This is a genomic window from Plantactinospora sp. CNZ321, from assembly GCF_004217235.1.
The window spans coordinates 7,054,077-7,080,195 of sequence record NZ_SHKQ01000001.1 but is presented as its reverse complement, the minus strand read 5'-3'; the positions used below and the strand labels follow the sequence as shown (position 1 = coordinate 7,080,195).

At 72.4% G+C, this 26,119-nt stretch carries 25 protein-coding genes and 2 pseudogenes; 13 read left to right on the top strand and 14 right to left on the bottom strand.

The window, feature by feature from the left end:
* Positions 1 to 381: 381 nt before the first annotated feature.
* Complete coding sequence (locus EV371_RS34815) at positions 382 to 780, top strand: hypothetical protein (protein ID WP_486484860.1); 399 nt, start codon at positions 382 to 384, stop codon at positions 778 to 780.
* Here the strand turns inward: EV371_RS34815 and EV371_RS30770 are convergent.
* The 3 genes from EV371_RS30770 to EV371_RS30760 form a co-directional block, all read right to left on the bottom strand.
* The gene (locus tag EV371_RS30770) at positions 728 to 1,276 is read right to left on the bottom strand and encodes a phospholipase (protein ID WP_130465134.1); all 549 of its coding nucleotides are present in this window, start codon (positions 1,274 to 1,276) and stop codon (positions 728 to 730) included. The two genes, EV371_RS34815 and EV371_RS30770, sit on opposite strands and share 53 nt — an antisense overlap.
* A 246-nt stretch (positions 1,277 to 1,522) precedes the next feature.
* A complete protein-coding gene (locus EV371_RS30765; protein ID WP_130465133.1) occupies positions 1,523 to 3,184 on the bottom strand; it encodes a family 10 glycosylhydrolase in 1,662 nt (553 codons plus the stop codon).
* A gap of 205 nt (positions 3,185 to 3,389) precedes the next feature.
* Positions 3,390 to 3,650: a hypothetical protein gene (locus tag EV371_RS30760; protein WP_130465132.1), complete on the bottom strand. Its 261-nt coding sequence runs from the start codon at positions 3,648 to 3,650 to the stop codon at positions 3,390 to 3,392.
* A 256-nt stretch (positions 3,651 to 3,906) separates the two neighbouring features.
* Here EV371_RS30760 and EV371_RS30755 point away from each other — a divergent pair, with 256 nt between their 5' ends.
* A complete protein-coding gene (locus EV371_RS30755; RefSeq protein WP_130465131.1) occupies positions 3,907 to 4,929 on the top strand; it encodes an NAD-binding protein in 1,023 nt (340 codons plus the stop codon).
* Between the two features lie 8 nt (positions 4,930 to 4,937).
* Here EV371_RS30755 and EV371_RS30750 read toward each other — a convergent pair whose 3' ends face one another.
* Together EV371_RS30750 and EV371_RS30745 are read right to left on the bottom strand one after the other, a co-directional pair.
* Positions 4,938 to 5,972 carry a 2-oxoacid:ferredoxin oxidoreductase subunit beta gene (locus EV371_RS30750; RefSeq protein ID WP_130465130.1) on the bottom strand — a complete coding sequence of 345 codons (1,035 nt, stop codon included), beginning with the start codon at positions 5,970 to 5,972 and terminating at the stop codon, positions 4,938 to 4,940.
* The gene (locus EV371_RS30745; RefSeq protein WP_130465129.1) at positions 5,965 to 7,827 is read right to left on the bottom strand and encodes a 2-oxoacid:acceptor oxidoreductase subunit alpha; all 1,863 of its coding nucleotides are present in this window, start codon (positions 7,825 to 7,827) and stop codon (positions 5,965 to 5,967) included. Before EV371_RS30745 ends, EV371_RS30750 begins: the two co-directional genes overlap by 8 nt.
* 344 nt (positions 7,828 to 8,171) lie before the next feature.
* On the opposite strand from EV371_RS30745, the gene ndhC reads away from it, so the two are divergent.
* The gene (gene ndhC / locus EV371_RS30740) at positions 8,172 to 8,552 is read left to right on the top strand and encodes an NADH-quinone oxidoreductase subunit A (RefSeq protein WP_130465128.1); all 381 of its coding nucleotides are present in this window, start codon (positions 8,172 to 8,174) and stop codon (positions 8,550 to 8,552) included.
* A 99-nt stretch (positions 8,553 to 8,651) separates the two neighbouring features.
* On the opposite strand, the gene folP is transcribed toward ndhC, so the two are convergent.
* Positions 8,652 to 9,521 carry a dihydropteroate synthase gene (gene folP, locus EV371_RS30735; protein ID WP_130465127.1) on the bottom strand — a complete coding sequence of 290 codons (870 nt, stop codon included), beginning with the start codon at positions 9,519 to 9,521 and terminating at the stop codon, positions 8,652 to 8,654.
* Between the two features lie 248 nt (positions 9,522 to 9,769).
* Between folP and EV371_RS34810 the strand changes: the two are divergent.
* The 4 genes and pseudogenes from EV371_RS34810 to EV371_RS30715 all read left to right on the top strand — a co-directional run.
* Positions 9,770 to 10,378: pseudogene (locus tag EV371_RS34810) on the top strand (DivIVA domain-containing protein); the annotation flags it as partial.
* A 425-nt stretch (positions 10,379 to 10,803) separates the two neighbouring features.
* Positions 10,804 to 11,322 (top strand): SRPBCC family protein, encoded by a 519-nt coding sequence (locus tag EV371_RS30725; protein ID WP_130465126.1) that lies wholly within the window; start codon positions 10,804 to 10,806, stop codon positions 11,320 to 11,322.
* Between the two features lie 102 nt (positions 11,323 to 11,424).
* Positions 11,425 to 12,039, top strand: a complete 615-nt coding sequence (locus EV371_RS30720) for a DNA-3-methyladenine glycosylase I (protein WP_130465125.1) — start codon at positions 11,425 to 11,427, stop codon at positions 12,037 to 12,039.
* A gap of 155 nt (positions 12,040 to 12,194) precedes the next feature.
* Positions 12,195 to 12,794: a hypothetical protein gene (locus EV371_RS30715; RefSeq protein ID WP_130465124.1), complete on the top strand. Its 600-nt coding sequence runs from the start codon at positions 12,195 to 12,197 to the stop codon at positions 12,792 to 12,794.
* Between the two features lie 130 nt (positions 12,795 to 12,924).
* Here EV371_RS30715 and EV371_RS30710 read toward each other — a convergent pair whose 3' ends face one another.
* Both EV371_RS30710 and EV371_RS30705 read right to left on the bottom strand, forming a co-directional pair.
* Complete coding sequence (locus EV371_RS30710) at positions 12,925 to 13,713, bottom strand: enoyl-CoA hydratase-related protein (protein ID WP_130465123.1); 789 nt, start codon at positions 13,711 to 13,713, stop codon at positions 12,925 to 12,927.
* A complete protein-coding gene (locus EV371_RS30705) occupies positions 13,710 to 14,534 on the bottom strand; it encodes a PaaX family transcriptional regulator C-terminal domain-containing protein (protein WP_130465122.1) in 825 nt (274 codons plus the stop codon). The genes EV371_RS30710 and EV371_RS30705 overlap by 4 nt, the downstream gene beginning before the upstream one ends.
* Positions 14,535 to 14,722: 188 nt before the next feature.
* Between EV371_RS30705 and EV371_RS30700 the strand changes: the two genes are divergently transcribed.
* Both EV371_RS30700 and EV371_RS30690 read left to right on the top strand, forming a co-directional pair.
* On the top strand, positions 14,723 to 14,890 hold the full coding sequence (locus EV371_RS30700) for a DUF3117 domain-containing protein (protein ID WP_007455245.1): 168 nt from the start codon (positions 14,723 to 14,725) through the stop codon (positions 14,888 to 14,890).
* 383 nt (positions 14,891 to 15,273) lie between these two features.
* A complete protein-coding gene (locus tag EV371_RS30690) occupies positions 15,274 to 16,665 on the top strand; it encodes a M17 family metallopeptidase (protein ID WP_130465120.1) in 1,392 nt (463 codons plus the stop codon).
* A gap of 33 nt (positions 16,666 to 16,698) precedes the next feature.
* On the opposite strand, the gene EV371_RS30685 is transcribed toward EV371_RS30690, so the two are convergent.
* A complete protein-coding gene (locus tag EV371_RS30685; protein ID WP_130465119.1) occupies positions 16,699 to 17,274 on the bottom strand; it encodes a class I SAM-dependent methyltransferase in 576 nt (191 codons plus the stop codon).
* Positions 17,275 to 17,737: 463 nt separating this feature from the next.
* On the opposite strand from EV371_RS30685, the gene EV371_RS30680 reads away from it, so the two are divergent.
* Together EV371_RS30680 and EV371_RS30675 are read left to right on the top strand one after the other, a co-directional pair.
* Positions 17,738 to 19,060, top strand: coding sequence for a trypsin-like peptidase domain-containing protein (locus tag EV371_RS30680; RefSeq protein ID WP_130465118.1), 1,323 nt, complete (start codon positions 17,738 to 17,740; stop codon positions 19,058 to 19,060).
* 98 nt (positions 19,061 to 19,158) lie between these two features.
* Positions 19,159 to 19,605, top strand: a complete 447-nt coding sequence (locus EV371_RS30675; protein ID WP_130465117.1) for a twin-arginine translocase TatA/TatE family subunit — start codon at positions 19,159 to 19,161, stop codon at positions 19,603 to 19,605.
* 32 nt (positions 19,606 to 19,637) lie between these two features.
* Here the strand turns inward: EV371_RS30675 and EV371_RS30670 are convergent, their stop codons facing one another.
* The 3 genes from EV371_RS30670 to EV371_RS30660 all read right to left on the bottom strand — a co-directional run bounded on the left by EV371_RS30670 (position 19,638) and on the right by EV371_RS30660 (position 22,746).
* On the bottom strand, positions 19,638 to 20,840 hold the full coding sequence (locus EV371_RS30670; protein ID WP_130465116.1) for an Mrp/NBP35 family ATP-binding protein: 1,203 nt from the start codon (positions 20,838 to 20,840) through the stop codon (positions 19,638 to 19,640).
* 397 nt (positions 20,841 to 21,237) lie between these two features.
* Positions 21,238 to 21,759 (bottom strand): hypothetical protein, encoded by a 522-nt coding sequence (locus EV371_RS30665; protein WP_130465115.1) that lies wholly within the window; start codon positions 21,757 to 21,759, stop codon positions 21,238 to 21,240.
* A 6-nt stretch (positions 21,760 to 21,765) separates the two neighbouring features.
* Positions 21,766 to 22,746 carry an HAD-IA family hydrolase gene (locus tag EV371_RS30660; RefSeq protein WP_207230653.1) on the bottom strand — a complete coding sequence of 327 codons (981 nt, stop codon included), beginning with the start codon at positions 22,744 to 22,746 and terminating at the stop codon, positions 21,766 to 21,768.
* Between the two features lie 100 nt (positions 22,747 to 22,846).
* Here EV371_RS30660 and EV371_RS30655 point away from each other — a divergent pair.
* Positions 22,847 to 23,797, top strand: a pseudogene (locus EV371_RS30655) (DMT family transporter); the annotation flags it as partial.
* 107 nt (positions 23,798 to 23,904) lie between these two features.
* Here the strand turns inward: EV371_RS30655 and EV371_RS30650 are convergent.
* Both EV371_RS30650 and EV371_RS30645 read right to left on the bottom strand, forming a co-directional pair.
* The gene (locus tag EV371_RS30650) at positions 23,905 to 24,336 is read right to left on the bottom strand and encodes a DUF4190 domain-containing protein (RefSeq protein WP_130465113.1); all 432 of its coding nucleotides are present in this window, start codon (positions 24,334 to 24,336) and stop codon (positions 23,905 to 23,907) included.
* A gap of 48 nt (positions 24,337 to 24,384) precedes the next feature.
* The gene (locus EV371_RS30645) at positions 24,385 to 24,963 is read right to left on the bottom strand and encodes a DUF4190 domain-containing protein (RefSeq protein WP_130465112.1); all 579 of its coding nucleotides are present in this window, start codon (positions 24,961 to 24,963) and stop codon (positions 24,385 to 24,387) included.
* Positions 24,964 to 25,219: 256 nt separating this feature from the next.
* Between EV371_RS30645 and EV371_RS30640 the strand changes: the two genes are divergently transcribed.
* A complete protein-coding gene (locus EV371_RS30640; RefSeq protein WP_486484990.1) occupies positions 25,220 to 26,074 on the top strand; it encodes an SDR family NAD(P)-dependent oxidoreductase in 855 nt (284 codons plus the stop codon).
* Positions 26,075 to 26,119 lie beyond the last annotated feature (45 nt).

The following is a 26,119-nucleotide window of genomic DNA, read 5'->3' as shown; positions in this document are numbered from 1 at the left end:
GGGTGGTATTCGGACGGGTGGAACCGCGGCGGGGGCCGCCGGGGTCCTTCCCCTTCCCGAGGCGGCCCCCGCTTCCAGACCGAGCGGAGGAGGTTGCGGGATGCTGCGGCTGCTACGACGTACGACGCCGAATCGGCACCGTCGGGACTGGCGCCGGCTCTGGCGCTACTGTCGGTGTGGGCTGCGCTGGCGGTGCCCGGACCGGGTGGCTCCGGCGCCGCCGACACCGGTCCCGCCACCACCCCCGGCGGCCCGGCCAGCCCGCGCCACGAACCAGCGCCGTGCCTGGGACAGCGCCACCGGTCACCGGGTGGTACGGGCCAGCCAGCCCGTCGGTGCGCGGGTGGGTCGGACGGGCGTCACCCGGCTGCCGAGCGCGCGATGATCGCGGTTCCGCCGGCACGACCGCCGCACCTGCCGCGCCGGCCGATCTGGCTCTGCCGGGCCTGTGCGGCGGAATGGCCGTGCCTCACCGCCCGCGCGCTGCTGGTGATCGAGTACGTCGTGGATCCGGTCGGGCTGTCGGTCTACCTCGCCACCATGCTCCAGGCGGCGTTGCAGGACCACCGGCTGCTCAACCCCGCGCCGGGTCCGGATCCGGCCCGGATGTACGCGCGGTTCCTCGGCTGGGCGAAGCCGCGCCTCGACATTGCCCGCAACCAGCTCGGGGCCGGCGCCGACGGCAATCGGCGCCGGTCCCGGCCGGATCAGGACCGCGAGGCGGGGATCAGCGCAGGCTCACCCCGGCGGCCGCCGCCCGGCGCTCGCCGTCGGCCTTGAGCTTCGCGGCCCTGTCCAGGTCGGCCTGTGCGACGATCACCGAGCCGAACGCGCGTACGGCCTGGTAGTAGGTCCAGGCCAGGCTGTAGCAGGCCGGGCGGACGAAGGCGTTGTACCTGGCGCACGCCCGGCGCAGGTCCTCGTAGAACGCGCTGTCCAGCCGGGCCTTGTTCGGGTCGAACTGGCCGACCGCCTTGTAGTTGCGGTAGCCGAAGTCGTGCCGGTAGCAGGAAAGCTCGAAGTTGAACCCGAGCGGGTTGTCCGGGCTGGACGAGCAGTAGTCGGTGCTCCAGTTGAAGGCGTACTCGGCCCAGGCGGCCTGGTTGGTGCGGGCGGAGTTCCAGGCGTTGTAGCTGCTGGCGCTGGTCTGGGTCCAGCTCGACAGCACCGAGAGCTTCTGTGCGGGGGTCACCGCGGCGGCGGGTGCGGCGGACCCGAAAACCGCCAGCACCGCGAACGTACCGGCGGTCAGGGTGGTGAGCAGGCGACGGGACATGGTGGGTACCTCCGGATAGGAAGGGCTCCCTCGTGGGGCGCCCGGCGGGGCAGAGTTGTCACCGGTAGGCGATCTAGGTGGTGACAGTCTCGGGGCATCGTCGCCCGCCGATCTCTATCCGACCTCTATTTTCATAGGCAGGCGCCAGAACGGACGAATGCTCCGCGGCGTCGTACGCCCCGGAGCATCCGCCCGTCAGTGCCGGCTGGTGCAGTGCCCGGCCGGTTCAGTGCCGGCCGGTTCCGCTCAGCGGAGTACGAACCGCGGCGGGCTGGGCTGGCTCTCGTTGGCCAGCCGGTCCAGCGCGGTCACGTAGTAGCTGTACCGCTGACCCGGCTCGGCCGTGCGGTCCAGCCAGGACTGCACGCCCTTACCGTCGGCCCGGACGGTGCCGACCAGGTTGCCGGCGTCGGCGAAGCCGCACGAGCCGGGCACGTCGATCCCGTCGAACCGGTAGATCGCGTACGAGCTGGCCTGGCCGAACGGCCAGAGCCCGTCGGCCGGCTGCCGCCAGCGCAGCCGTACCCCGTCGGCCTGCCGGGACGCGCCGGTCAGCACCGGGAACATCAGCGGCCTGGCGGCCAGGTGGGGCATGGTCGGGATCAGTGCCGGCCGGGAGTAGTGCGCGGCGGCGTAGATGTCGGTGGCGCCGAGCTTGTTGGCCCGGACCTGCACCGCGCTGAAGTGGATGTTGCCGTCGACCTGCGGATAGTCCCGGTTGAAGGTCAGGTGCCGGGACATCTCGGCCGGGTCCTGCCAGGCTGCCGGCTGGGCCGGCTCGCCGATCTTGTAGTCCGCCTGCCCGATGTAGAGCTGCACCCGGGTGCCGGCGACCACGTCCGCCCACCAGGGGACCAGCTTGGCGTAGTCGGCCACCGCGAGGCCGATGTTCCAGTAGACCTGCGGCACGATGTAGTCGATCCACTCCTCCTTCACCCACTTGCGGGTGTCGGCGAAGTTGGCGTCGTACGACTGGGTGCCGTTGGTCTCCGAGCCGAGCGGGTCGGACGAGGCGTTCCGCCAGATGCCGAACGGGCTGACCCCGAACTTCACCCACGGCTTCGTCGCCTTGATCCGTTGGCTCATCTCCTGGATCAGCAGGTCGATGTTGTGCCGCCGCCAGTCCGCCTTGCTGGCGAAGCCGGCACCGTACTCCTCGAAGGTGGCGTCGTCGGCGAAGTCCTGCCCGGCCGCCGGGTAGGGGTAGAAGTAGTCGTCGAAGTGCACGCCGTCAAGGTCGTACCGCTTGACCGCGTCGAGCATGGCGGTCTGGACGAACTGGCGTACCTCCGGGATGCCGGGGTTGTAGTAGAGCCGGGAGCCGGCCGCGTTGACCGGGTAGGCGACGGCCCACTCCGGGTTCTCCCGGACCGGGTGGCCCGGGGCGAGTTTGTCGATGTCGGCGCCGGCACCGTCCGGCATGGAGATCCGGTACGGGTTGAACCAGGCGTGGAACTCCAGGTTCCGCTTGTGCGACTCGGCGACCAGGTACGCCAGCGGGTCCCAGCCGGGGTCCTGGCCACGCACCCCGGTCAGGAACTCCGACCACGGCTCGTGCGGGGACGGCCAGAACGCGTCGGCGGTCGGCCGGACCTGTACGACCACGGCGTTGTGGTTCAGCCGCTCGGCCAGGTCGAGCCAGCCGGTGTACTCCGCCTTCTGGGCGGCGATCCGGTCCGGCGCGGTGTACGAGGCCTTGGTCGGCCAGTCGATGTTGACGACGCTCGCGATCCACATCGCCCGGAACTGCCGCTTCGGGGTGGCGGGATCGGTCGCGCAGCCGGTGTTGCCGGTGCGGGTGGCTGCGCTGGCGGTGGTGGTGGGTGTGGCGGTTGCGGGTGTGGCGGTGGCGAGCGAACCGAGCAGCGCGGCTGTCAGCCCGGCGGCTACAAGCCGATATGGCTTCATGCGGTGCTTCCCTTCACTGGGGCTCCCCGGGGGCGGGGATGGGCACGGCGGCATCCGGTCGGTGGTTTGTACCGACGCGCTAATGCCGCTGGAAGGAAATTTTCACACCGTCGCCACCGGCGCAACCTTCGATCGACCACCGGCGCTCCGCCGTACGGTCCGGCGCGCCCGCCCGGGGCGTGTCCTGGGACCGGTCGGTACCGCCTCAGTCGCCCTCGGTCAGCGCCGCGACTCCGGCCAGCGCCGCCACCCTGACCAGTGCCTCGATCCGGCCCTGCGCTTCGCCGTCCCGGCCGAGCCGCTCGCCGACGATCCAGACCCACTCGTCCCGGTAATAGTGTGAGATGTCGTGCCGGACCTGCTCGACCCGGAGCCGGAGCGGGTAGCCGCCGTACCGCCAGTCCTCCTGGCGAAGCTGGAGTACCGTCCCGGCAGCCAGATCGGGAACTGCGGGCAGCGTGGTCACGGCACCTCCAGGCGACGGGGAGAGTTGCGGGAGCGCGCGGCTCGGTAGGCGAATGACCGCATCTGTCGTCACAGCGTGCTAATTCGGCGGCACCCAGCGCAATGTATCTAAGCAAAATTTCAACTCGATGCATGGCGGGACGCCCGGCCACAACCCGGCCGGTCGGCCCCGATCCGGGCAGGTGGTCAACCCGGTGCGATGATCCCGGCTATGTTGTGGGCGTGCGGGCGGGGGCGGCGATGAGGCGGGGGCGGCGATGATCCACTTTCCCGCCATCCGCAGGGGCCCCCTGCGGGCGCTGGGCCAGCGGCTCGCCGCCGCGATCGGCCTCGTCCTGCTGATCGTCGCGGTCGTCTATCTCGACCGGGACGGTTACCGTGACCTCAACGAGGACGGGGTCACCCTGCTCGACTCCTTCTACTACGCGGTGGTCTCCCTATCCACCACGGGATACGGCGACATCACGCCGGTGACCGAGGGCGCCCGGCTGATCAACGTCCTGGTGATCACCCCGGCCCGGGTGCTGTTCCTGATCATCCTGGTCGGCACCACCCTGGAAGTCCTGACCGAGCAGTACCGCACCAACCTCCGCTTGACGCGGTGGAGGAGGACAGTGAAGGACCACGTCATCATCTGCGGCTACGGCACCAAGGGCCGTAGCGCGATCTCCGCACTGCTCGAAACCGGCTTCGACAAGCAACGGATCCTCGTCGTCGAGCGCAACCCGGCGATCGTGCGGCAGGCCAACTCGGCCGGACTGGTGGTGGTCGAGGGGAGCGCGACCCGGTCGTCCACGCTCAACGAGGCGCACGTCCGGCACGCGAAATCCGTGATCATCGCGACCGACAGCGACGAGGTCTCCGTACTGGTCACGCTGACCGTGCGGCAGCTCACCGCCGGCCAGGTCCGGATCATCGCCGCCGCCCGGGAGGCGGAGAACGCCCCGCTGCTCCGGCAGAGCGGGGCGCACCACGTCATCGTCTCGTCGGCGACCGCCGGCCGGCTGCTCGGCGTCTCCACCTCGGCCCCGCCGCTGATCGACGTCGTCGAGGACCTGCTCACCCCGGGCCAGGGCATGGCGCTGGCGATGCGCTCGGCCACCCGGGACGAGGTCGGTGTGTCACCGCGCCAGCTGGAGTCCCTGGTCATCGCGCTGGTCCGGCGGGGCAAGGTGGTCTCGCTCGCCGACCAGGCCGCCACCGCCATCGAGACCGGTGACATGCTGGTGTACGTCCGCGACGACCGCTCCAGCAGCGCCACCGCCGACCCGGCCCGCTGACGATCCTCCTAGAGGATCGTCCAGGTGTCACCGCTGCTCAGCAGGCCGGCAAGCTGCTCCTCCGGGGTACCGGTGCTCTTCGCCCGGGCCGCGTCGAGCTGCCCCTGCACCACACCGTCGTAGCTGGGCCGATCGATGTTGCGGAAGATCCCGATCGGGGTGTTGCGCAGGGCGAAGCCGGGCAGCCGGGAAAGCGCGAAGGCGTACGCCGGCTCGTCGACCGTGGCGTCGTGCACGACGATCTCGTCCGCGGGTACGGCGGCGGTCTCCCGGACCTCCAGCCCGAACCCGCCGGGCGGGTGGACCACGCAGAACTGCCCCTCGGACCCGAAGGTGACTGGCTGACCGTGCTCCAGCCGGATCAGGTAGTCGTCCCGGGTGGCCGGCTCCTTCAACTGCTCGAAGGCGCCGTCGTTGAAGATGTTGCAGTTCTGGTAGATCTCCACGAACGCCGAGCCCTGGTGCTCGGCGGCGGCGCGCAGCACCGACTGCAGGTGCTTGCGGTCCGAGTCGATGGTCCGGGCCACGAAGGTCGCCTCGGCGCCGAGGGCCAGCGAGAGCGGGTTGAACGGCGCGTCGGCCGAGCCGACCGGGGTCGACTTGGTGATCTTGCCTACTTCGGAGGTGGGAGAATACTGCCCCTTGGTCAGCCCGTAGATCCGGTTGTTGAAGAGCAGGATCTTGAGGTTGACGTTCCGGCGCAGCGCGTGGATCAGGTGGTTGCCGCCGATCGACAGCGCGTCGCCGTCACCGGTGACCACCCAGACCGACAGGTCCGGCCGGGAGACCGAGAGCCCGGTGGCGATCGCCGGAGCCCGGCCGTGGATCGAGTGCATCCCGTACGTGTTCATGTAGTACGGGAAGCGCGACGAGCAGCCGATGCCGGAGACGAAGACGATCCGCTCCCGGGGAAGCCCCAGCTCGGGCATGAACGACTGGACCGCGGCGAGGATGGCGTAGTCACCGCAGCCGGGGCACCAGCGCACCTCCTGGTCGGACTTGAAGTCCTTGGTGGTGAGTTTGACGGCGACGGGCTCAGGCATTCTTCACGACCTCTTCCAACATGGTCTCCAGCTCGGTGGCGGTGAACGGCAGCCCCCGGACCTGGTTGTATCCGATCGCGTCGACCAGGTAGCGGGCCCGGATCACGTGGGCGAGCTGGCCGAGGTTCATCTCCGGGATCACCACCTTCTCGTAGCGGGCCAGCACCTCGCCGAGGTTGGCCGGCAGCGGCGCGAGGTGCCGCAGGTGCGCCTGCGCCACCGGCAGGCCGCGCTGGCGCAGTCCGCGGCAGGCCGCGCCGATCGGCCCGTACGTCGAGCCCCAGCCGAGCACCAGCACCCGAGCATCCGAGTCCACGCCGTTTGGTGACCCGGTCTCCACCTCGACGTCCGGCACCTCGATCGCCTCGATCCGGGCCGCCCTGGTCCGCACCATGAAGTCGTGGTTCGCCGGGTCGTACGAGATGTCGCCGGTCTTGTCGGCCTTCTCCAGACCGCCGATCCGGTGCTCCAGGCCCGGCGTGCCGGGGATCGCCCACGGCCTGGCCAGCGTGGCCGGGTCGCGCAGGTAGGGGAGGAAGGTCTTGCCGTCCTCGCCGTTCGGCTCGGTGGCGAAGTCGACCCGCAGGTCCGGCAGCGACTCGACGTCCGGCAGCAGCCACGGCTCGGAGCCGTTCGCCACGTAGTTGTCCGAGAGCAGGATCACCGGGGTGCGGTGGGTCAGCGCGATCCGGGCCGCCTCCAGCGCGGCGAAGAAGCAGTCCGATGGCGAGCGCGGGGCGATCACCGCGACCGGCGCCTCGCCGTGCCGGCCGTACAGTGCCATGTTGAGGTCGGCCTGCTCGGTCTTGGTCGGCATGCCGGTGGACGGGCCGGCCCGCTGCACGTCGACGATGACCAACGGCAGCTCCAGGGCAACCGCCAGGGAGATCGTCTCGCCCTTCAGCGCCACACCCGGGCCGGAGGTGGTGGTGACGCCGAGCGCCCCGCCGTACGACGCGCCGAGCGCCGCCCCGATCGCCGCGATCTCGTCCTCGGCCTGCATCGTGGTCACGCCGAACCGCTTGTGCTTGCTCAGCTCGTGCAGGATGTCCGAGGCCGGCGTGATCGGGTACGCCCCGAGGAAGACCGGCAGGCCGGACCGGACACCGGCGGCGACCAGGCCGAGGGAGAGGGCCGCGTTGCCGGTGATGTTCCGGTACGTTCCCGGGTTCATCTTGGCCGGTTTGACCTCGTAGCGGACCGCGAAGTCCTCGGTGGTCTCGCCGAAGTTCCAGCCGGCCTTGAAGGCGGCGGTGTTCGCCGCGACCAGCTCCGGCCGGGCGGCGAACTTGCGCTCCAGGAACCGGATGGTCGACGCGTACGGGCGGGAGTACAGCCAGGAGAGCAGGCCGAGCGCGAACATGTTCTTGGCCCGTTCGGCGTCCTTCTTCGAGACGTCGTGCTCGGCCAGCGCGCCGACGGTCATCGAGGTCAGCGCCACCGGGTGCAGCACGTAGCCGTCCAGCGAGCCGTCGTCGAGCGGGCTGACCTGGTAGCCCACCTTGGCCAGGTTGCGCCGGGTGAACTCGTCGGTGTTGACGATGATGTCGGCCCCGCGCGGCAGGTCGGCCAGGTTGGCCTTCAGCGCGGCGGGGTTCATCGCGACCAGGACGTTGGGGGCGTCCCCCGGGGTCAGGATGTCGTAGTCCGCGAAGTGCACCTGGAAGCTCGACACGCCGGGTAGGGTGCCGGCGGGAGCGCGGATCTCCGCGGGGAAGTTCGGCAGTGTCGAGATGTCGTTGCCCAGTTGAGCGGTCTCCGAGGTGAACCGGTCGCCGGTGAGCTGCATGCCGTCGCCGGAGTCGCCGGCGAACCGGATAACCACCCTATCCAGCTGCTGGACCTGCTTGCTCACTGCTGCACCTCGCTTCGCTCGGCCCGGTAGGACGGACTGAGCTCAGGGGTGACCTCGCCTTGCTCGGCCACGCGTCCTCCTTGAGCGCCGGTGGCGGGTTGGCGGTGCTGAGGGCTCGGCTGTCCGTTCCAGTCCTTCATCGCCCCGCTCCAGTCCTTCATTGCAGAGCCTACGTCGATGGTTAGGTGATCCTTCCCCAAGGTCCGGCACATGGGACGCCGCAATGGCGTCATTGGTATGCTTTCGCCCCACCTGGACGGGGGGTGCCGTTATCCAGATCACCGGAGTCAGACGTCGGGATTCCGCAGGGCGAGAACCCGACACCGGGCGGTAGGCTGCCGCACATGACCGGATACCTCGGGTCGTACGCGACACTGGGGCTGCTGCTGCTCGCCAGCGTACTGGTCTTCGTCGGTGCGTTCGCCGCCAACCGGGTGCTCCGGCCGGCCCGCCCCGCAGACCCGCCGGGCAAGCGGACCAGCTACGAGTGCGGGCTGGATCCGGTCGGCAGCGACTGGGCGCAGATGCAGATCCGCTACTACGTATACGCCTATCTCTACGTGCTGTTCGCCGTCGAGGCGGTCTTCCTCTTCCCCTGGGCGGTCGTCTTCGACCGGCCCGGATTCGGCCTCGTCACGGTGATCGAGATGGCGATCTTCGTCTCCGTGCTCGCCCTCGGCATCCTCTACGCCTGGCGGAAGAACATCCTCCGCTGGACCCGGTGAACCTTTTTCAACCTCCCCTTGCGGTCCGACGGACCGCAAGGTCGGACGCGCTGCATGAGCGCCGCGCGGTTCAGGTTGAAAAAAGTTCAGTGAGCCGGATCAGGCCAGCCCGCGCCGGGACACCGCCGGTGGGCGATCACCCCTGATCGAGGCGACCATGTCGAGCAGCCGCCGGGTCGGCCGTACCTGGTGCGCCCGGAACACCCGGGCACCCAGCCAGGCCGAGATCGCGGTGGCCGCCAGGGTGCCCTCCAGCCGCTCGTCGACCGGCAGGTCGAGGGTCTCCCCGACGAAGTCCTTGTTGGAGAGGGCCACCAGCACCGGCCAGCCGGTGTCGGTGAGCTCGGTCAGCCGTCGGGTGATCTCCAGCGAGTGCCGGGTGTTCTTGCCGAAGTCGTGCGCCGGGTCGATCAGGATGCCGTCCCGGCGTACCCCGAGCCGGACCGCCCGGTCGGCGAGCCCGGTGACCGTGTCGAGGACGTCGGCCAGCACGTCGGGGAAGGTCGCCCGGTGTGGCCGGGTACGCGGCGCCAGGCCGCCCGCGTGCGAGCAGACCAGCCCCGCCCCGGTCGCGGCGGCCACCTCGGCGAGCGCCGGATCGGCACCGGACCAGGTGTCGTTGAGCAGGTCCGCCCCGGCGGCAACCGCCTCGACGGCCACCTCGGCCCGCCAGGTGTCGATCGAGATCACCACCTCGGGGAAGGCGGCCCGGACGGCGGCGATGGTGCCGACGGTACGACGGATCTCCTCGGCCACGTCGACCTCGGCACCCGGTCCGGCCTTCACACCGCCGATGTCGATGATCTCCGCACCCTCGGTCACCGCCCGCTCCACGGCCCGCAGCGCGCTGTCCGCCGCGAAGGTGACGCCCCGGTCGAAGAACGAGTCCGGCGTCCGGTTCACGATCGCCATCACGGCGAGGTCTCCGGGCGCGAACGACCGCCGTCCCAGTCGGAGCGCGTCCGCCATCCACTCCTCCTCCACCGGTTCTCCGCGCTGATCACGCTAGTTGACGGCGATCATCGGCCCTGGCCGAGGGGCCGGACGCCGGGGCCGCCCGAGCACCGGTCTCCGCGCGGACGGCGGCGCGGCACGCGACGACGTCCTGCCCGGCGCCGGCGGGTTCGCCGGCGCCGGCCGGCACAGTTTCACGTTCGTCGAAGAATGACCGGGGTGGCGGGGTCGCCCGACCCGGCTCGCCATGCCACCATCGGCGGATGGGTCAGGTTCTGCTCCTCTTGGTCGTGGCGCTGACCGTCGCGGCGGTGGTCTTCGGGGTGACGGTGCTGGTGACCGGCTCCGATCCGGGGCTGGGCACCGCCGAGCCGGACGGTCGGGCAGTGCCGCTGCCCGGTAACCGGCCGCTGCTGGAGACCGACGTCGGACAGGTCCGGTTCGATCTGGCGCTGAGGGGCTACCGGATGGCACAGGTCGACCAGGCGCTGCGCCGCACCGCCTACGACATCGGCTACAAGGACGAGTTGATCGGCGTGCTCCAGGCAGAGGTGACCGCGCTGCGGGAGGGGCGGCTGGACGACGCCGACGTGCTGCGCCGGGCCCGGGAGGCTGCGCTGGTACCGGTCGGGTCGGCCGGCACCGCGCCGGAGGGCGCGCTCGACGGCTCCTCGGCCCGTGCGCTGGCGGCCGCGGCGACGACCGGCGGGATCGGCGGGCACTCGTCGCCGGTGCCGCCGGTGGACGGGCCGGCCGATGCCGCCGGTGGTACGAGCGGTTCCGGCGAGCGGCCCGGTCCGCCCGAGCCGGCACCGCTCGATTTACCGCAGCGCGCCTTCAGAGCCGATCCGTCCACCCGGTCCGACCCCGCTGCGGCGCAGCCCGCCGCGTCCTCGACTGACGAGCGGGCGGACGAGGGTACGGACGAGCGGGCAGCCGAGCGGGCGGACGACGCCGGGGCGACGGTCCGGGCTCGCTCGGTCCGGGAGGGCGGATCCGTGATCGAGGCCGAGGACGGGGATCTGACCGAACCCGCCGCGTCGGTCCGGCCGGCCGTCGGCGCCGAGCCGGCCGAGCCGACCAGCGTCGAGCCGACCAGCGCCGATGCGACCAGCGCCGAGCCGACCAGCACCGCAGCGACCGGTGACGATCCGACCACCGGGAACGGGGACGACCGGCCGACCCGGGCGGACGCACCAGCCGGGTCGGGCAGTGCGGCGGCTGGGTCGGACGCATCGGCCGGGTCGGGCAGTGCGGCGGCTGGGCCGAGCGAACCGGCGGAGCAACCGGAGCGGGCATGAGCACCGCCGACCCGGGCGGTGCCGACCCGAACGACACCGAGGGGCTCCGGGCGGCCGCTCAGCCGGGCACCGGGGAGGTCACCGCCACGGTTATCGTCGCCGCCCCCGCACCCCGGGTCTTCGCCGCGCTGACCGCCTGGGAACGCCAGGGCGACTGGATCCCGTTCACTCGGGTCCGCCTGCTGGAGGGGGACGGCGGCGAGGGCAGCCTGGTGGAGGCAGTCACCACGGTCGGGCCGGCCGTACTCCGTGACGAGATGCGGGTGGTCCGGGTCGACGCGCCGTACGAGGTGCGGGTGGTGCACTGCGGGCGGCTACTGCGCGGTCCCGGTGTGCTGCGCTGCACCCAGATGGCCCAGGACCGCACCCAGGTGGTCTGGCACGAATGGTTCCACCTGCCCGGTGGCTCGGCCGGCCGGGTGGCCTGGCCGGTGCTCTGGCCCGGCTCCAAGTTCGGCCTCACCCAGGCGCTGAAGCGGTTCGCCCGGCTGGTCGAACGCGGACAACTGCCCTGACCGGCTCGGGACGGGGATGCCTGGCCGGCTCGGCACGGGGATGCCTGGCCGGTGCTCCTGGTCACCTGTGGGTTGTCGGGCGGTTGGCCTACCGTTGACCGCGTGACTGATCTGGTGACCGGCGCCGACGGGCTGGCCCGCTGTGGCTGGGGCGCGAGCACCCCTGACTATGCCGTCTACCACGACGAGGAGTGGGGGCGGCCGCTGCACGGCGACGACGCGCTCTACGAGCGGCTGACGCTGGAGGCGTTCCAGTCCGGACTCTCCTGGCTGACCATTCTGCGTAAGCGGCCGGCGTTCCGGCTCGCCTTCGACGGGTTCCATCTGGAGACCGTGGCCGGCTACGGCGATGCGGAGGTGGCCCGGCTGATGGCCGACGCCGGCATCGTACGGAACCGGGCGAAGATCGACGCGGCGATCGCCAACGCACGGGCCGCGCTCGACCTGCCGGACGGGCTGACCGCGCTGCTCTGGTCCTTCGCCCCGGCCGCCCGGGTGGCCCGGCCCCGGTCCGTCGCGGAGGTGCCGGCGATCACCGCCGAGTCGACCGCGATGGCGAAGGCGCTCCGGAAGCGGGGCTTCCGATTCGTCGGCCCCACCACGGCGTACGCGCTGATGCAGGCGACCGGCATGGTCGACGATCACCTCGACGGTTGCCACGTACGACTCGACGGCCGCCACGTGCCGCCGCCGACCGTCGCCGCCGTGATGGGATAGCGGCCTGACGCTTCCCCACGGCTGAAGCATTCCAGCCACGTCCGACAGTTCCGTGCACCCAGAGAAGGCGACGCCATGCCGACAACCAACGACACCACCTCCGAGCATCCTTTCCTCCCCGTGGCCGGAGCCAGGGGTTTCTCGGGCGGCTCTTGATGAGTGCAGCGGGTGTGGGCCGGAGCTGGGCGGTCGTCATCCCCGGGGAACGCTACGAGGCCGAGCGGCTCTTCCACCACGACACCCTGGAGCTGACCGGTCTCAACGGGGCGCCCCGGCCCGGCCCCGGCGATCCGGTGCTGGTGGTCCGCGACGAGCAGCCGCCGCTGGTGGTGGCGCTCGGCCGGGTGATCGCCACCGATGGTGTCGAGGAGCGGGACCCGGACGATCCGCAGGCCGGACCGGCCTCGCCCGGTCCGCTGGCCGTGGCGTATACCCGGCAGGTCTTCGATGCTCCCGTGCCGGCCGACCGACTCACCCTCCACGGCCCGGTCACCCCGGTCGACCCGGCGGTCTTCGAGGAGTTGGTCGGGCGGGTCGGCCCGGCGCCGGAGCGGCGGAACTACCTGGTCAGCCTGGATCTGCCGATCGAGGCGGGGTCGCCGGCCGAGGCGGTCCGACTGTTCTGGGCGTACGTGCAGGAGCTGGGGCCCCGCGAGCTGCCAGCGTTCGTCGCGCCGTCCGACGACGAGCTGGCGATGCAGGCGTTCGTGCTCGGCGTCGAGGCCAACCAGGATCCCGAGGAGGACGACGACTGAACCGGCCCGACGACTGAACCGGCGACCGGAGTGACCTGAGACGGGTTGTCGGATATCCGACAACCCGCGACGGCGGCGAGCTGCCGTCGCCGCACCGCCGGTGCGGCGTGCCACGCTGCGGCAGGTCGGGTCAGCGGCCCTCGAACGTCGGCCGGCGCTTCTCCAGGAAGGCGCTGGTGGCGGCCCGGTGGTCGGCGGTGGCTCCGCAGATCGCCTGCGCCTGTGCCTCGGCGGCCAGCGCCTCGGAGAGGGTCCCGGCGTCGCCGACCGAGAGCTGCCGCTTGATCGCCCCGTACGCCACCGTCGGTCCGGCGGCCAGCCGGGCCGCCAACTCCTGCGCGGTCTCCAGCACCTGCTCGTCGTCGACGAGCCGATTGAGCAGCCCGAGCCGGTGCGCCTCGTCGGCCGGTACCGGCTCGGCGAGCATCAGCAGTTCGATCGCCTTCGCGTGGCCGACGAGCCGGGGCAGTGACCAGGATGCGCCGGTGTCGCCGGCCAGCCCGACCTTGGCGAAGGCCATCAGGAAGCTCGTGCCGGGACCGCCGATCCGGAAGTCGGCGAGGAGGGCGAGGGAGGCTCCGGCGCCGGCCGCCATGCCGCGTACCGCCGCGATCACCGGCTTGGGCAGCCTGGCCAGCCGGGCGGCGATCGGGTTGTAGTGGGTCCGGACCGTGCCGAGCGGGTCGGTGTTGCCGTCGGCCAGCGTGGCGGCGTGTTCCCGGAGGTCCTGGCCGGCGCAGAAGGCCGATCCGGCGCCGGCGAGCACCACCGCGCGGCAGGAGCGGTCCTGTTCCAGCTCGGCCAGCGTGTCCCGCAGCGCCTCCTTCAGCGCCACGTTCAGCGCGTTCATCGCGGCCGGCCGGTTCAGGGTCAGCGTGACCACGGAGTCGGAGCGGTCGATGAGCAACGGCTCGGTCACGGGTGTCGACCCTTCTGTCGGGGGATTCGGTGGGCACCGTCGAGGCACTGCTCGACGAAGCGGTCGGCGGCTGGGCGCAGTCGCGCGGCGTGCCGGTCGAAGAAGGCGGCGGCGCTGGTCCCCGGCCACCGCTCGGGCAGGAGCGCGGGGGGCAGCTGCGGGTCCCGGAAGAGGAAGGTACGCCATGCGTGCACCAGGCGGAACCGGGCGGCGTACGCGTCCTCGTCACGGCTGCGTACGGTCACCCCGGCCAGCAGTGGCCGCTGCGCGGCGACGAATTCCTGGTACGCGTTGGCGATCTCGTCGAGGTCCCAGGCCCGCCGGACCACTCCCATCGCCCCGGGCGTGCCGGCGGTGTGCGCCGCGGTGAACCGCTCGTAGCGCACCCCGGCCTCGGCCAGCAGGCCGTCCACGTCCTCACCGGGCCGGGTGGCGACCCAGGTCTGCTCGTCGAGCATGCCGTAGCCCAGGTAGCTCAGGTTGGCGGCGAGACGTTGCCGGTCCCGCCGGTTCATGCCCGTTTCAAGCACGATCAGGTCGAATCGGCCGTCCCACCCGATCTTGCCCGTGCGGTAGATCCGGGCCGCCGCCTCGTCGAGTCGGCGGGCCGCTCTCGGGGTGAGCAGGTAGCCCGGTCCGGCGGCCAGTCGGAGCGGGTGCAGCCAGCCCTGCCGGACCATCCGGGAGACCGCGGTGCGGACCGCGGGTGCGGCGATGCCGAGCGGGGAGAGTAGTTTGACCAGCGCGGACACCGGTGCGCGTCCACCCCGGGTGCGGAGGTAGTCGCCGTACAGGTCGAAGAGTGCCGACCGTGCCTGCATGACCGCACATTGTGACACCCCTTCTCAAGATAAGCTAGATGCTGTTACATCAACGCCGGTTCGGTTTGGGTCCGGCGGTGTTCATCAGGGAAAATCGTTGGTCGGCACCGCGGCCTTGGGCGGTGATGCTGACCAAATGGATGTGGGGATAACCCACCGACCCTGATGAAGGTCTGAGGGGAGACAACATGGCGGCGATGAAGCCGCGGACGGGCGACGGTCCGCTGGAAGTCACCAAGGAGGGCCGGGGCATCGTCATGCGGGTTCCGCTGGAGGGTGGTGGCCGGCTCGTCGTCGAGATGACTCCCGACGAGGCCAACGCGCTCGGTGACGCGCTGAAGGCCGCCGCCGGCTAAGTGAACGCCGACTCCTCCGGGCGGTACGTCTCGTCCGGCGGGGTTTCTCACCCTGGGCCACCGGCGGCGCCGCCGGTGGCCCAGGGTCGTCATGTCGGGCGGGGTACCTTCTCCCCGTTCATACAAGATCGTCTGGAGGTGCCGTCGGCGTGCTGTCGATCCGTCTGGTAGTCGACCCGACCGGGTTCGAAACCCTGGCCCTGCCGATCGCGCCCGATCCGGCGCCGGGCAGGCCCACCGACGGGCCGGAGCGGGCAGCTCCGGGCACGACCGACGAGGCCGGCTCGGGCACGACCGACGAGGCCGGCTCGGGCACGACCGACCAGGCCGGCTCGGGTACGGGCCAGGCCGGCTCGGGTCCCGAGGACAGCGCCGGGCCGAGCGTGCGAGCCCTGCCCACCCTCCTCGCCCTGCCGGCCGGGCTGGCGGCCGAGGCGACCGCCCTGCTGCCGCACCTCGATCAGCCCGGGAGCGCCGGCGCCTTGCACCGGTCGATCCGGCCGCAGGGCAGCCCGACCCGGCTGCTGCTGGCCGGGGTGGGCGCCGGCGACGAGGCCGGCTGGCGGTCCGCCGGGGCGGCGATGGTCCGGGCGGCCGCCCGTGAGAGTTCGATCACTATAGCCATTCCGGTCGATGCATCCCGGGATGCGGTACGCGGGCTCGCCGAGGGGATCTGGCTGGCGTCGTACCGGTTCCGGATGCCCGGCGTCGACGGATCCGCCGGCGACCCGCCCCCGCTGACCGAGGTACTGCTCGCCGTCGCCGACCCGGAGCCCTACCGGGCGGCGCTCGACACCGCCCGGGCGGTGGCCGAGGCGACCCGGTTCGCCCGGGACCTGACCAACACACCCTCCTCGCTGAAGACCCCGGCGTGGTTCGTCGACCGGGTGATCGAGGCGGCCGGTGGGCGGGACGGGCTGACCGTCGAGGTCCGGGAGCCGGACCGGCTCGCCGCCGAGGGGTTCGGCGGCATCCTCGCCGTCGGCGGGGGATCGGCACAGGGACCCCGGCTGGTCGAGCTGCGCTGGCGGCCCGAGGGGGCACAGCGGCACGTCGTACTCGTCGGCAAGGGCATCACCTTCGACACCGGCGGCATCTCGATCAAGCCTCGGGACGGCATGAAGCTGATGCGCAAGGACATGGGCGGTGCCGCGGCCGTGGTCGCCACCGCGCTCGGTGCCGCCGCGCTCGGGCTGCCGGTCCGGGTCACCGCGCTCGCCCCACTCGCCGAGAACATGCCGAGCGGCTCGGCGTACCGGCCGGGCGACGTCGTGCGGCACTACAACGGACTGACCAGCGAGAGCACCAACACCGACGCCGAGGGCCGGCTGGTTCTCGCCGACGCGCTCGGCTACGCCGTGGCGCGGCTCGCCCCGGACCTGCTCGTCGACCTCGCCACGCTCACCGGGGCGAACGCGGTCGCGCTCGGCAAGCGGACCGCCGCCCTCTACAGCGACACCGACGAACTGGCCGAGGCGGTACTCGCGGCGGCCGACGCGGCCGGCGAGCGGGCCTGGCGGATGCCGCTGACGGCCGACTACGCCGAGTACCTCGGCAGCGAGATCGCCGACCTCTACAGCGCCCCGAACCAGGGCGCCGGATCGGTCACCGCCGCGCTCTACCTCCGCGAGTTCGTCGGTGACCTGCGGGACCGCTGGGTGCACGTGGACATGTCGGCGCCGTCCTGGTCCGACGGCAACGACGGTGAGCTGGTCAAGGGCGCCACCGGCTGGGGCGTACGCACTCTGCTGCGCTGGCTGGCGACCCAGCCGTGACCGGCCGGTGTCCGGCGGCGGTGCCGTGGCCGGTCAGCGCTTGACCGCGACGAGCAGCCCCTCACCGGTCGGCAGCAGCGCCGGGGTCCACTCCTCGGACTCGCGGACCGCCTTGGCCACCTCCCGGACGGTCACCGTCTCCACGTCCCGGGCGGCCGGGTCGCCGATCCGGCCGGCGGCCAGCGCGCCGTGCAGCGCGAGCACCCCGCCCGGGCGCAGCAGCCGCAGCGCCGCCTCGACACAGGCGCTGTACTCCGCGACCTCCGAGTCGACGAAGATCAGGTCGTAGGCGCCGTCGGCGAGCCGGGGCAACACGTCCAGCGCCCGGCCGGTGATGATCCGGGTACGGCCGGAGGCGAAACCCGCCTCCTGGAAGATACGCCGGGCGATCCGCTGGTGTTCCGTCTCCACGTCGATCGTGGTCAGGATGCCGTCGGGGCGCATGCCGCGGAGCAGCCAGAGGCCGCTGACCCCGGTGCCGGTGCCGATCTCCACGACGGCTCGGGCGCTGCCGGCCGCGGCCAGCAGCCGGAGCGTGGCACCGGTCCCCGGCGTGACGGCGTCGAGTCCGACCTCCCTGGCCAGGCTACGGGCGGTACGCAGGACCAGGTCCTCGGCGACGTACGCTTCGGCGAACTGGAGTGCTTGGGCGGTCGTCGTACTGACTGACCGGGCGACCGTGGCGATGGGGCACCTCCGGGCGGCGAGGGACTCGGCTGGGGATGGAACCTGGGACGGGATCTGGGACGAGGGCTCGGTTGCGCTGTGGGTCGGGGCCGTACCGGGATTTCCGGCGGGGCGGAGCTTGCGGGCGGCGGGTCGGCGGGGCGACGGTGGAACGGTGGAGGTGGGACGGCGGACCGGGGCGGGGTTGCGGGTATGAGCCTAAGGGTGGCGGTACGTGATCGGCAGGCGCGTACCTCGGACGGTCGCCGCTGCCTCCGAGCAACGATGACCGGTCTTCGGCCATCCGTGCGATCCTGGAAGCGGAACCCGGACGCCGCGGCCGGAACCGGTCGCTCCGGCCCGCGCGGCGCCCGGCTTCGGGGACGGACTGTGGGAGGCAGCGAACGTGACGGACGGCTGGAACTGGCGCCAGCCCGATGGGACGGCAAGGCCGGGGAATCCCGGGCCGCCGACGCCCCCGACGGTCGGGCCGGCGACGCCCGGATCGACCGTCGACCCGGGATCGTCCCCGTGGTGGTCTGACGCGCTGCGCGACCCGTGGCGGAACCCGGCCACCCCGGTGGCGGTGGTGGTGCAGGCGACACCGGCCTCGGGTACGGGTGCCGAACCCGAGCCGGTGACCGACCCGGACACCGGCCGGGGCGGACTGACCCGGGTCTTCCTGGTTTCGTTGGTCACCGCGCTGTTGGCCGGCGCGCTGGGCGGTTCCCTCGGGTACGCCTTCGCCGTGCGGGGCGGTGTCACCGGTACGACCGCACTCGGCTCGACCGCCGGAGAGCCACCGGTCACGGCCCGGCGTCCACCCGACTCGCTGGCCGGTGTCGCGGCCCGGCTGCTGCCCAGCGTCGTGACGGTACGGGTAAGCGGCAACGGCGGCATCGGTCTCGGTTCCGGGTTCGTGGTCACCCAGGACGGCTACGTGATCACCAACGACCACGTGGTCGGAGTCGGCACCGACACCGCGACGGTGGTGTTCAACGACGGCTCCACCGCACCCGCCGAGGTGGTCGGGAAGGATCCCGAGGCGGACATCGCCGTGATCAAGGTGTCCCGGACCGGTCTCAAGCCGGTGGAGTTCGGCGACTCGGACGGCGTGGCGGTCGGCGACCCGGTGCTCGCCTTCGGCACGCCGCTGTCGCTGGCCAACACCGTCACCGCCGGCATCATCAGCGCCCTGGACCGGACCTTCCGGCAGGGTGAGACGGGTGGGCAGGTGCGTTACTACGCGGCCATCCAGACCGACGCCGCGGTGAACCGCGGCAACTCCGGCGGTCCACTGGTCGATGGCGGTGGGCGGGTGATCGGGGTGAACTCGGTGATCCAGACGCCGGCCGCCGACGAGGAGACCGCCGGCAACGTCGGCCTGGCCTTCGCGATCCCGATCAACCAGGCAAAGCGGTTGGCTCAGGAGATCATCGACACCGGCAGGGCGCGCCGGACCGTGATCGGCGCGTCGGTCGGCGGCACCCGATCCGGCGCGTCGGGCGGGGTGCGGATCTCCGCCGTCGAGCCGAGCGGGCCGGCCGCCGCCGCCGGCTTGCGCGCCGGTGACGTGCTGCTCAGGCTCGACGGCAAGCCGCTGGAGGAACCGAGCGATCTGATCGCGCTGGTCCGCAAGTACGCACCGGGCTCGGTGGTGAACGTCGAGTACCGGCGCGGGTCGGAGCGGCAGGCCGCCTCGGTGACCCTGGCCGCCGACGCGAAGTAGCGGTCCGGTCGCCGACGCGAAGTAGCGGTCGGCTCCCCCTCCCACGGCCGGCGGTGGCGTGCGTACTCTTGCCGTGGGCGGGACGAGGAGGCGAGCGCGTGTTCGAGAACCTGAACTGGTGGGAGATCGGTACGCTGCTGCTGGTCGCACTCCTGATCTTCGGCGACCGGCTGCCGGCCGTGATCAGCGACGGCCTCCGGATGCTGCGCAACCTGCGCAACATGGCCCGCAACGCCACCGGTGACCTGAGCCGCGAGCTGGGCACCGACATCCAGCTCGAGGACCTGCACCCGAAGGCGTTCATCCGCAAGCACCTGCTGAGCGAGGAGGACGAGCAGGCGATCCGGAAGCCGCTGGAGGGGACGTTCGAGAAGCTCCGCTCCGACCTGACCGACGTACGCCGGGAGGTCGACGACGTGGCGGCCTCGGCGGACATCCGCCCCTCCACCGCCGGCTCGACCGGTGGCGTCACCGCCTCGACCCCGGGTACCGGCGGCGACGTACCGCCGGCCCAGCGCCACGCCTTCGACGTCGACGCCACCTGACCCCCCGCGCGCCGCGGTCGGCCGGGGCGGGGTCAGCGACCGGAGGGACGTAGCCCGAGAGGCTTGCCGAGCAGCGACTCCCGACGTACGGCGAGCCGGTCGGCCACCGCGGCCAGCGCCCTGGCGGCCGGCGCATCCGGCTCGGCGAGCACCACCGGGTCACCGGCGTCGCCCGCCTCGCGGACCCGGGTGTCGAGCGGGATCTGACCCAGCAGCGGCACCTGTGCGCCGATAACCCTGGTCAGCGACTCGGCGACCGTCGCGCCACCGCCGGAGCCGAAGACCTCCATCCGGGAGCCGTCCGGCAGGTCCAGCCACGACATGTTCTCCACCACCCCGACCAGCCGCTGGTGGGTCTGCAGGGCGATCCCGCCGGCCCGCTCGGCCACCTCGGCCGCTGCCGTCTGTGGCGTGGTCACCACCAGGATCTCCGCGTTGGGCAGCAACTGGGCCAGCGAGATGGCCACGTCGCCGGTGCCCGGCGGCAGGTCCAGCAGCAGGACGTCGAGGTCGCCCCAGTAGACGTCGGCGAGGAACTGCTGCAACGCGCGGTGCAGCATCGGGCCCCGCCAGACCACCGCCGCGTTGCCGTCGGTGAACATGCCGATCGAGATCACCTTCACCCCGTGCGCCTGGGGCGGCATGATCATGTCTTCGACCCGGGTCGGCCGGCCCTCGACGCCGAGCATCCGGGGCACGGAGTGGCCGTAGATGTCCGCGTCGACGACGCCCACCGAGAGCCCCTTGGCGGCGAGCGCGGCGGCCAGGTTGACGGTGACACTCGACTTGCCGACCCCGCCCTTGCCGCTGGCCACGGCGTAGACCCGGGTCCGGGAACCGGGCTGGGCGAACGGGATCACCGGCTCCTGGCTCTGCCCGCCGCCGCGCAGCCGGGCCTGGAGGGCCTGCCGCTGCTCCGGGCTCATCACGCCGAAGTCGATGGTGACTCCGGTCACCCCGGGCACCGCGCCGACCGCCGCGGTGATGTCGGTGCGCAGTTTGTCCCGCAGCGGACAGCCGGCGACGGTGAGCAGCAACTCCACCCGTACCGTGCCGTCGGCGGCGACCACGGCGGAGCGCACCATGCCGAGGTCGGTGATCGGCCGGCGGATCTCCGGGTCGTCAACGGTGGCGAGCGCGGCGTGCACCGCCTCCTCGACGGCGTTCGTGGGCCGGATGGCGGAGCCGGTGCCGGAGGCGGCGGCCCCCTGGCCGGGAACGGTTGGCGCAGACATATTCGCCATGCTACGTCGCCGAGCGGGCCGACCGGCTGGCCCACCCGGACGGACGCCCGGCCCGGCGGCGTCCAACCGACGAGAGGGAATCGCACGACGTGGGCGGCAAGTCGGACGTTCAGCCCTGGGTGGGGACATTGGCGATTTGGCGGGTAGACGCCGTACCCGCCCGGGTGCGACGATCGTTGAAGTTCGCCGCGCGCCTAGCCCCTTGAGGCGCGCGGCGTTTCTCTGGTCCGACGTCCTGCGGTGCACGCTGCGGTGCTCTGCGCTGCCGTCGGGTTTGCGATGCGGTGCTCTGTGCTGCCGTCGCCTTCCGGTGCGGTGCTTGGTCGCCCGCCAGCCGCTCCGCCAGGCGCCGCGCTCCCGCTCCGCCGACCGCAGCACGGCCGGCCGGTCAGCGGCGCCGGACCCGGTGCAACCGGAACGGCCGGCGGGTCGGCCGGACCGCGGTGGCCTCGCGTGGCGGGGCGGCGAGCGAGTCGTCCGGCAGGGTCTCTCCGGCGGCCAGCGGCGGCCCGGCCGGGGTCAGCCGGCTGAGCACAGAGCCGGCCCGCCATCGCTCGGCCAGGTCCGCCGGGCTGCCGGAGGCGTTGAGCCGCTTGGCCGCCACCTGGGGGGCCACCGTCGCCCACTGCTCGCTCTCCGGTGCGACCCGGGACACCTCTGCCGACCAGGTGACGATCCGCCCACCGTGGTCGCCGCGCAGCGTCACCGTCGCAGTGTCCGCCTCGGCGAGTCCGGGCGCGGACTGCTCACCGGGACCGCTCACCACGTACAGCCCGCCGTCGAGTGGGACGCACCACAGCGCGACCGGTGGCCGGTCACCGACCGCCACCCAGGCCACGGCGGCCTTTTTCACCGCCTCCGCCACCAGCGGTGAGACCGGGGTCACCTGCTCGTCCGTCACACCCCGCATCCTGCCTCACCCGGGACCGGCACGGAACCCGACGTCGAGGCGGAGCGGGGGTACGTCGAGCAGCCCGAGAACCTCGGTCAGCGAGCTGAGTGCCGGGCCGGTCCAGCCATGGTCCGGGTTGAAGACCAGGTGCGCGTCGAGGTCGGCGGCGGCCAGCCGGATCGCGGTCATCCCGGCTCGGGTGGCGCCGGTGAGTTCCTGGCTGCCGCCGTCGCCGACGTAGAGGCAGTCGCCCGGAGCGAGGCCCAGCCGGTGGCAGGCGGCGAGATAGATCGCCGGATCGGGCTTGCAGACACCCACCTGTACCGAGAAGACCCCCGCGTCGAGCAGAGGCGCGACCGGCAGGCGCGGCAGGAGGGCCGGAAGTTCGTGGGTACAGTCGCTGACCAGCGCGGTACGGGCACCCCGACGCCGTACGGCGCGCAGTACCGTCACCGCCTCGGGACGGAGCCGGGTGTCGGCGCGTACCGCCGCGACCCGGGCCTCGACGGCGGCGCGCAGGTCGGCGGCTGAGGGTCGGACGCCGGTCTGCGCGCAGATCCAGCGCATGGTGTCGGTGGCGTCGCCGAGCGCCCCGGTGGCGCGCAGGTAGAAGGACCGGTCGAGCACCTCGACCAGCGCCTCCACGGCACAGCCGAGCAGCGCGGCGACCACCGCGTGCTGCCGGCCCCGCCGGTTGGCACAGGTGAGGGTGCCGAAGAAGTCGAAGATCACGGCCCGGTACGCGGGTAGGCGGCGCCCCGGCTGCGCCACGACGCGGTCGCCAAGCGGTGCCCCGCCCGGGTCCGGCCGATCCGGTCCTGCTGGCTCGTCCGGGCCGGAGCCGTCCGCGGTGGAGTCGCTCGCGGTGAGGTTGGCCGGGGTGAGGTGGTCCGGGGTGGGGTGGTGGTCCGGGGCGGGTGTGTCCGGGGTGGGGTGGTGGTCCGGGGTGAGGTTGGCCGGGGCGGGACGGTGTTCTGTCGGGGAGGGGAACCGGTATGTGGGCATGGGGGAGCAGCCTCCGAACCGGATGGAGCCAGGCGGATCGGACGATGGTAACGACTTGTCGATCAGTCGGTGGCCCCCAGTGACATGTGAGGATTTCTCCGTGCCCGCCGTCGCATCGTCGCCCCGGACCTCGGTCGACCCGCTGAGCATCGGCGCGGTCACCGTGGCCATCGCGGCGGTCTCGTCGTCCGCGCCGCTGATCGCGTTCGCCGCCGCCCCCGCACTGGCCATCGCCTTCTGGCGCAACTTCCTCGCGGTCGGCGCGCTCGGGCCGGTCGCGGTCTTCCGGCGCCGGGCCGAGTTCCGGGCACTGGCCAGCGGCGCCGGCCGGCGGGACGCGGGCTACTGCGTACTCGCCGGTCTCGCCCTCGCGATGCACTTCGCCACCTGGATGCCGAGCGCCCAGCTGACCTCGGTGGCCGCCGCCACCGCACTGGTGGTCACCCAGCCGGTCTGGCAGGGGCTGATCGCGCTCGGCCAGGGCCGGCGGCTCTCCACGGTCGCCTGGCTCGGCATCGGGCTGGCGGTGGCCGGCGCGATCTGGGCGGTCGGCGCCGACTTCGGGGTCTCCGGTCGGGCCGTCGCTGGTGACCTGCTCGCGGTCGCCGGTGGGATGGCGGCGGCGGTCTACACCGCCCTCGGCGAACGGGTCCGGAACACCATCAGCACCGTTGGCTACACCACCATCTGTTACGGGGTCTGCGCGGCGGCACTACTGCTGGTCTGCCTGGCCGGGGGCGTACGCCTCGGCGGCTACGACGCCGGCACCTGGCTCGCCGTACTCGGGCTGGTGGTGGGGGCGCAACTGCTCGGGCACTCGATGTTCAACTACGCGTTGCGCCGGATCTCGGCGACCACGATCAGCGTGCTCTTCCTGCTCGAAGCGCCGGGTGCCGCGCTGCTCGCCTGGGCCTGGCTGGGGCAGGCGCCCCGGACGGCCGCCCTGCCCGGGCTGCTCCTGCTGCTGGCCGGGGTCGCCGTCGTACTACACGGCGAGGCGCGGGCCGGCCGGCGTCCGGGCACCGGGACGCAGGCGGAACCGCTACCCGCGCCACCGGAGGCGGGGCCCCTGCCGGAGAGCGAGCCGCCCCGGCAGAGCGGGCCACGCTCCGGCAGGGGCACACCGGATCGGCGGAACTGACCTCCGCCGGGACAGCCTCAGGTGCTCGCCGTGGTCGCGAAGAGCACGCCCATGAAGACCAGGTAGCCGAGGAAGAAGAGCAGGCCGAGGGCGACCATCGCGACGGAGACCCAGCCGAGTACCAGGCCGGCGGTGGCGAAGCCGCCGCCCTCCTCGCCGCTCGCCTCGATCTCGGTACGCGCCTTCTTCGACAGATAGATCGCGACCACGCCGACCAGTTGGCAGCTGAACAGGGCGACGATCCCGGTGACCAAGGCGGCGATCGCCATCCCGTTCGTCGGGCGACGGGCCACGTAGGGGTAGCCGGGATAGCCGGGATAGCCCGGCGTCCAACCCGGCTGCGCCGCGCCGGCCTGCCCCGGGTACTGGCCGGGGTCGACGGCCGGCTGCGCGGCGGCGTCCGGGGCGCTGGTGGGCTCGGACGGGTTACCGGTGCTGCCTGGGTTCACGGCGTCTCCTGCTGGTCCGGGTGCTCGGTAGCCGGGTGTCGTAAATGCTCAGTAGCCGCTGTCGTACGACGGCGACGGTTGGTTGGCCAACCAGACGAAGAAGACCACGATGGCGATGGTGGCCAGGACCGCGATAGCGGTGGAGATCCAGCCGACGATGATGCCGGCCTTGGCGAATCCCTCGCCGCCCTCGCCGCGCTCGCGGATCTGCTTGCTGGCGACGTGCCCAAGGATCGCTCCGACGGCACCGAGGTAGCCGCCGAACCCGTAGGCGCAGAGCCCGATCGCACCGACGATGGCGACCACCATCGCGGCGATGGAGAGGCCGTTCGTCGACGGGCCCGGGGTGACGACCGGATAGCCGACCGGCGGATAGCCCGGAGGCATCACCGGCTGGCCGCTGATCGGATCGGTGCCGGCCGGGTACGCCTGGGTCGGGTAGCCGGGGTCGGCCGGATATCCCGGCTGGTGGGGCTGGTGAGGGTTGTCCGCCTGCACCGTGGGGTCCTGGTAGATGGGCTGGTAGCCCGGATCGGGGTAGCCCCCGGGTTGGGCCGGTGGTTGGGCCGGTGGTTGTGCCTGCCAGGACGGATCGCTGGAGTAGGCACTCTGCTGGGGGTCGGTCATTCGAGGTCTCTCACTTCGTCCGTTCGGATGCGTCGCCAGGGTAGTCGGCGTCCGCCAGCCAGGTGTCCCCGCGTCCGGCCTGGCGGGGCGGCCGACGAACCGGGGCCGGTCCCGCCGGACGTGTGGTCGGCGCTGCCACGGCGGTGCGGCGTTGCCCGTATCGGCTGGAACCGGCAGGATCGCGGGCATGGTATTCGACGCGCGTGCCGGGGACAGATCCGGTAATCGGCCTCGTCGGGACGCCACGCGCCCCGCGCTGGCCCGCCGGCCCCGTACCGGCTCGCAGGGCACGGTCTCGCAGAGCATCGACCCGGGCCGGCCGACAGCGCCGGTCGGTGACGCCGAACCGGTGACGATGCGCCTGGACGGGCGGGTGGCGCTGGTCACCGGCGCCGGCAGTCCGGACGGGATCGGGTACGCGACCGCCCGCCGGCTCTGCGCGCTCGGTGCCCGGGTGGCGATCGTCTCGACCACCCGCCGCATCCACGAGCGGGCCACCGAGCTGGGCGCGACGGGCTTCGTCGCCGACCTCACCGACGAAGCCGAGGTCGGCGCGCTGGCCGACGCCATCGTCGAGCAGCTCGGCGAGGTGGAGGTGCTGGTCAACAACGCCGGACTGGCGAGCCGGGCGAGTCCCGAGATCCTCCGGCCGGTCGCCCAGTTGAGCTACGACGAGTGGCACCGGGAGATCGAACGCAACCTGAGCACGGCGTTCCTGTGCAGCCGGGCGTTCAGCGGCGGCATGGCCGAACGGGGCTGGGGACGGATCGTGAACCTCGCCGCCACCGCCGGCCCGGTCAACGCGCTGCCCACCGAGGCCGCGTACGCGGCTGCCAAGGCCGGCGTCGTCGGGCTGACCAGGGCACTGGCGATGGAGATGATCGCCGACGGGGTCACCGTCAACGCGGTGGCGCCGGGGACCATCTACACCGCGGCGTCCACGATGACCGAACTGAAGCAGGGGCTCGGTACCCCGGTCGGCCGCCCCGGCACCCCGGACGAGGTCGCCGCGGCGATCGCCTTCCTGTGCTCGCCGGCCGCCTCGTACATCACCGGCCAGATGCTGGTGGTGGATGGCGGCAACAGCGTGCGGGAGGCGGAGTACCGGTAGCCGGGCCGCCGTCCGCGAGCGGTCCGGCGATCCGGGCCCGCCGTC

Bases quoted from the DNA above. Each gene is read 5' to 3' on its own strand.
- EV371_RS30705 (WP_130465122.1), bottom strand. From the start codon at position 14,534: ATGCAGGCACGGTCGGCACTCTTCGACCTGTACGGCGACTACCTCCGC.
- EV371_RS30765 (WP_130465133.1), bottom strand. From the start codon at position 3,184: ATGAAGCCATATCGGCTTGTAGCCGCCGGGCTGACAGCCGCGCTGCTC.
- EV371_RS30670 (WP_130465116.1), bottom strand. From the start codon at position 20,840: ATGTCTGCGCCAACCGTTCCCGGCCAGGGGGCCGCCGCCTCCGGCACC.
- EV371_RS30725 (WP_130465126.1), top strand. From the start codon at position 10,804: ATGAGCACCGCCGACCCGGGCGGTGCCGACCCGAACGACACCGAGGGG.
- EV371_RS30750 (WP_130465130.1), bottom strand. From the start codon at position 5,972: ATGCCTGAGCCCGTCGCCGTCAAACTCACCACCAAGGACTTCAAGTCC.
- EV371_RS34815 (WP_486484860.1), top strand. From the start codon at position 382: ATGATCGCGGTTCCGCCGGCACGACCGCCGCACCTGCCGCGCCGGCCG.
- EV371_RS30665 (WP_130465115.1), bottom strand. From the start codon at position 21,759: ATGCGGGGTGTGACGGACGAGCAGGTGACCCCGGTCTCACCGCTGGTG.
- EV371_RS30660 (WP_207230653.1), bottom strand. From the start codon at position 22,746: ATGCCCACATACCGGTTCCCCTCCCCGACAGAACACCGTCCCGCCCCG.
- EV371_RS30770 (WP_130465134.1), bottom strand. From the start codon at position 1,276: ATGTCCCGTCGCCTGCTCACCACCCTGACCGCCGGTACGTTCGCGGTG.
- EV371_RS30755 (WP_130465131.1), top strand. From the start codon at position 3,907: ATGATCCACTTTCCCGCCATCCGCAGGGGCCCCCTGCGGGCGCTGGGC.
- folP (WP_130465127.1), bottom strand. From the start codon at position 9,521: ATGGCGGACGCGCTCCGACTGGGACGGCGGTCGTTCGCGCCCGGAGAC.
- EV371_RS30700 (WP_007455245.1), top strand. From the start codon at position 14,723: ATGGCGGCGATGAAGCCGCGGACGGGCGACGGTCCGCTGGAAGTCACC.
- EV371_RS30645 (WP_130465112.1), bottom strand. From the start codon at position 24,963: ATGACCGACCCCCAGCAGAGTGCCTACTCCAGCGATCCGTCCTGGCAG.
- EV371_RS30715 (WP_130465124.1), top strand. From the start codon at position 12,195: ATGAGTGCAGCGGGTGTGGGCCGGAGCTGGGCGGTCGTCATCCCCGGG.
- ndhC (WP_130465128.1), top strand. From the start codon at position 8,172: ATGACCGGATACCTCGGGTCGTACGCGACACTGGGGCTGCTGCTGCTC.